This is a genomic window from Pedobacter sp. 01T416_2, assembly GCF_056398925.1.
In genome coordinates this window covers 1-4,343 of the sequence record NZ_JBFTQI010000516.1, presented here as the reverse complement: position 1 = coordinate 4,343, position 4,343 = coordinate 1, and the positions used below count along the sequence as shown (strand labels likewise).

General features: G+C 35.9%; 5 protein-coding genes. 4 read left to right on the top strand and 1 reads right to left on the bottom strand.

Annotated elements, in window-relative coordinates; genetic code table 11:
* The 4 genes from AC1DPQ_RS19350 to AC1DPQ_RS19335 form a co-directional block, all read left to right on the top strand.
* Positions 1-1,904 (top strand): ATP-binding protein (locus AC1DPQ_RS19350; RefSeq protein ID WP_477610576.1); only part of this gene is annotated, 1,904 nt, incomplete at its 5' end.
* A gap of 1 nt (position 1,905) precedes the next feature.
* On the top strand, positions 1,906-2,325 hold the full coding sequence (locus AC1DPQ_RS19345) for a response regulator (RefSeq protein WP_477586115.1): 420 nt from the start codon (positions 1,906-1,908) through the stop codon (positions 2,323-2,325).
* Positions 2,326-2,400: 75 nt separating this feature from the next.
* On the top strand, positions 2,401-2,985 hold the full coding sequence (locus AC1DPQ_RS19340) for a biliverdin-producing heme oxygenase (RefSeq protein ID WP_477610575.1): 585 nt from the start codon (positions 2,401-2,403) through the stop codon (positions 2,983-2,985).
* Positions 2,986-3,167: 182 nt separating this feature from the next.
* Positions 3,168-3,347: a hypothetical protein gene (locus AC1DPQ_RS19335; protein WP_010602585.1), complete on the top strand. Its 180-nt coding sequence runs from the start codon at positions 3,168-3,170 to the stop codon at positions 3,345-3,347.
* Between the two features lie 336 nt (positions 3,348-3,683).
* Here the strand turns inward: AC1DPQ_RS19335 and AC1DPQ_RS19330 are convergent.
* A partial coding sequence (locus AC1DPQ_RS19330) for an HmuY family protein (RefSeq protein ID WP_477610574.1) occupies positions 3,684-4,343 on the bottom strand: 660 nt, incomplete at its 5' end.

Genomic DNA, 4,343 nt, shown 5'->3' with positions numbered 1-4,343 from the left:
CTTTTTATCTGATTATTTCATCATCAGAAAGTGATTGGCTTTTGGAATTTGAGCCAGTAACCTTACAATTCGATATTCAAAGTTCTATAGGTCGTTCTGCCTCCTCTATGCTTCAGGGGAAAAGCATTTCAGCGCTGTTAAAAGGTGCTGCTCAAGAAGTAAAAAAACTGATCAATTACGATCGGATTATGATCTATAAATTTTTAGAGGATGGTCATGGCGAAGTTGTGGCAGAAGAAAAAGAAACAGGTTTAGAACCATTTTTTGGATTGCATTACCCTGCATCTGATATTCCTAAACAGGCTCGAGTGCTTTATAAACTCAATCTGACTAGGTTAATTGCCGATGTAAACAAAACTGATTCACCAATTCTAACTTTTAAAGAAAACGAAGCACTCGATTTAACCAATGGCGGCTTACGCGCCGTATCGCCCATACATATTCAATATCTGAAGAATATGGGGGTTCATTCGAGTTTTAGTATATCCTTAATCTCTCATGGCGAATTATGGGGGTTAATTGCCTGCCATAACTATAGTCCTAAGTTTATAGACTATAAAGCCAGAGAAGGCGCTAAGTTAATCGGGCAGATTCTTTCCTCAGCTTTAGAATACCGCCAGGAAGAAGAAGATGCAGCCGTTATTGAACAATTTAAAAGTACCGCCAATGTTCTTTTAGAACATTTAAACCGGGATAAATATTTAGTTGAAGCCATAACCACCCACAAAAGAACTATTTTAGACGCAACTAAAGCTTCGGGAGTGGTTGTCATTTTCGAAAATGAACTTAAAACTCTTGGAAATGTACCATCAGAAGAAGAAATAAGAGAACTTGTTGAATGGTTAAAAACAACCAATGATGAATCAATATACTATACCCATCGATTGTCTGAAATCCATTCTCCAGCTAAAAAATACAAATCAATAGCCGCTGGAATTCTTTCTTGTATGTTAAATAAAGAAATGGGCGAAATGATCATCTGGTTTAAACCCGAAATCATTACCACTGTGAATTGGGCTGGAAACCCTGAAAAACCTGTAGTTCCTTCAGAAAATGGCTTGTTGAACCTATCACCCCGTAAATCTTTCGAAATCTGGTCGCAGGTAGTTAATAATACATCTGAAAAATGGATGGCTGAGGAAATCGCCTCGGTTTTAAGGATCCGAGAAATTATTATTACCAACATCAACAAAAAGGCCAACGAAATTAGGCTGCTCAATGAAAAACTACAGGCCGCTTACGAAGAATTAGATACTTTTAGCTATACTGTTTCGCATGATTTAAGAACCCCATTAACCTCGATAAAAACTTATGCTGAGCTTATGCTCAAAAATAAGAGCATTGATGAAAATGGCCAAAAAATGTTGAGTAGGATTTTAATAGGTGCTGATAAAATGAATTTCTTAATTAAAGAGATCCTAAATTTAGCAAGAGTTGGCCGTTCTGAAATAAATTTTGAAGCAGTTGATATAGCATCGCTGTTAAAAGAAATAAAAGGCGAAGTGTGGTCGGCCTTTAAAGCTGACCGTACCGAATTAGTTTTGGGGGAACTCCCAAATATAAAAGGAGATAAGACCATGATAGCGCAGGTTTTCACAAACCTGATTGGTAACGCTGTAAAATACTCTGCAATGGTGGACAAACCCAAAGTAGAGGTTTCTGCGTATATAGATGGAGGGGAGACTATCTATGCTGTTAAAGATAATGGAATAGGAATCGACAACCGTTATTACGATAGGGTTTTTGAGCTTTTTAAGCGCATGGATAATGTTAAGGAAATAGAAGGAACAGGAGTGGGGCTCGCAATTGTAAAAAGGGTTGTAGAAAAGCATAACGGCAGGGTTTGGTTTGAGAGTAAGTTAAATGTTGGTTCTACATTTTTTGTAGCTTTTAAAAACGGATAAAATGAAAACACCAGATATATTTTATGTTGAGGATGATATAGACTATGCATTTTTTATGCAAAGTGCCGTACAAGAGGTTAAGGATACACTTAATTTAACTATAATTGAAGATGGGGCAGAGGCACTACAAAAACTTCAGCAGTTTGCTGAAAGTAAAACCAAACCTAAATTAATTTTGCTTGATTTGAATTTGCCCGGCTTATCGGGACTAGATCTGTTAAAATTTATACGTGATATTCCCTATCTCAAAACGATACCCGTAATCTTGTTTTCTACGTCTGATAATCCTGATGATGTAAAAGCATCAATTGAGTTTGGTGCCAACGCTTATCTTACCAAGCCTGATGGTTACGAGAACCTGCTTAAATGCGTACATTCTGTACACGATTTTTGGTTTAACCAACATTTGAGGTTAAATTAAAATTTTATAAAACCATATGGAGAGATTCGGGTATTAAATCCGGATCTTTTCTTTTTAATAATTAAAATCCAAATAATGATTGCCAATTTATTGAGAGCTGAAACAGCAGAAAACCATAAAACATTAGAATCCTTAATGTTTGTGAATGAGATTATGAACAATTCTTTAAGCATTGATCAGTATAAAAAGCTGTTAACCATTAATTATATTATTCACCAAAAATTAGAGAATACGCTCGCCAATATGTTGGATACAGCTATTGCCGAACAATTGGAAATGAAAAGCAGATTGAAACTCACTGCTTTAGAAGAAGATTTAAAATATTGGAATATAGATAGTTTAACATTGCCAGGTTTAGATTTTGAATTGTTTGTTCCAGAAAAAAATACTGCCGAAGTTTTAGGTGCGCTGTATGTACTAGAAGGGGCTACATTGGGCGGAAACGTAATTAAAAGGCATATTTTAGCCAATCCAAATTTTAAAGACCATGAAGGAGGCCTAAATTATTATGGTGTTTATGGCGATGAGCTGAGTACGAAATGGAAAATATTCGTCTCTGTAATAAACCAGACGGTTGCTGAGGCAGATTATAAACGCTGTATAAATAGCGCCAATTTAACCTTCAATAACCTGATCAACTTATCGAAACAACTGAATTAAGTTACCAGATTTTGATCTCAAAATCCGAAAAAATACCTCTATAATAGTGCCAGGGCATTTTTTTGATTGTGTAAATGTGCAAAACTTCTTTCAAATAAATATTTGCTTTCTGTTGTTAATTCAAGGTAAATATGTATTATTGAAAAAATAAATTTTTTAAACCTTAAAAACATCAATTAGCGATGGAAAAATTCTCAAAAGTTAAAGCTGCTGTTGCTGCTATTGAAGCAGATGTAGAAAAATTTTATAATGCTGGCAATGCAGCTGCTGGTACTCGTGTGCGTAAAGCAATGCAAGATCTTAAAGTTTTAGCACAAGAAATCCGTGCAGAAGTAACTGACAAGAAAAACTCTGGAAAATAATATTTCGCGAGTAAGAAACAAAAAGGGTTCTGGTATGCCAGGGCCCTTTTTGCGTTTATAATGTTTCGTATTACAATTTCTAACTCCACAACGCCAGGTCCGTGAATCGTCACCCTGAACTTGTTTCAGGGTCTTCTTGTACATGATAGATGCTGACCACGGAGTAGCTACAAGGCAATTGAAAATACTATTTCTGCTTGTAAAACAAATCCGATAGCTATCGGATCAGCATGATGCCTATTATTACTAATTGCTATAAAAAGATAAAGCTCCCCATCGCGGAGAGCCTATATCCAACTAACAAAACATATTTTTTTGGGTAAGCCTTAACTTACATTATCCCTTTTTTACCAATTTATATTCGATTACTGGTTTACCGCGTTCACCACCATCACCAGAAATGTAACTGTTGAATTTCAGTTTATAATAATTACCGGTAGCATCTTTAATAATATAGCAAAGATCTCCTTTAACCGCGCCGCCAGTACCAGCCTGGCTAGGCGAAGTTCTCCAGGTTGTTCCAATTACATCTTTTACTGATAGAAAAGTAAGACCAGCCAAATCTGCTTCAGTAAATGTTGCATAAGCATCTTTTTTAGCTACCATTGCCGCACTTACACTGCCTAAGTTATTGATTGAAACAAAATCCTGAACCCAATAAGGCGAACCTAAACCAGAGTTGAACGTACTGTAGCTCCATGAAATATCCCATGTGCTTTTTGCCGGTTCAGCCTGAACAATTTTATTGTTTTCTAACGAAACAAAAACCAGATTGTAATCAGCATTTTTAGGCACATCCAAAGTTTTTATTACAGTTTCGTTTAGTCGGGCATATTGAATTTTGTAGCCAGAACCATTACGGGTAACTTTTAATTTAAACCACTTGTCTTTATCCTTATTTCCTTCGTAGCTTAATAAATAAACTTTGTTCTCTGCTTCCGTAGCACTTACTTCAGTAAAAGCTGTTTTAGTGATATTTCCGTCCCAATAATCAAC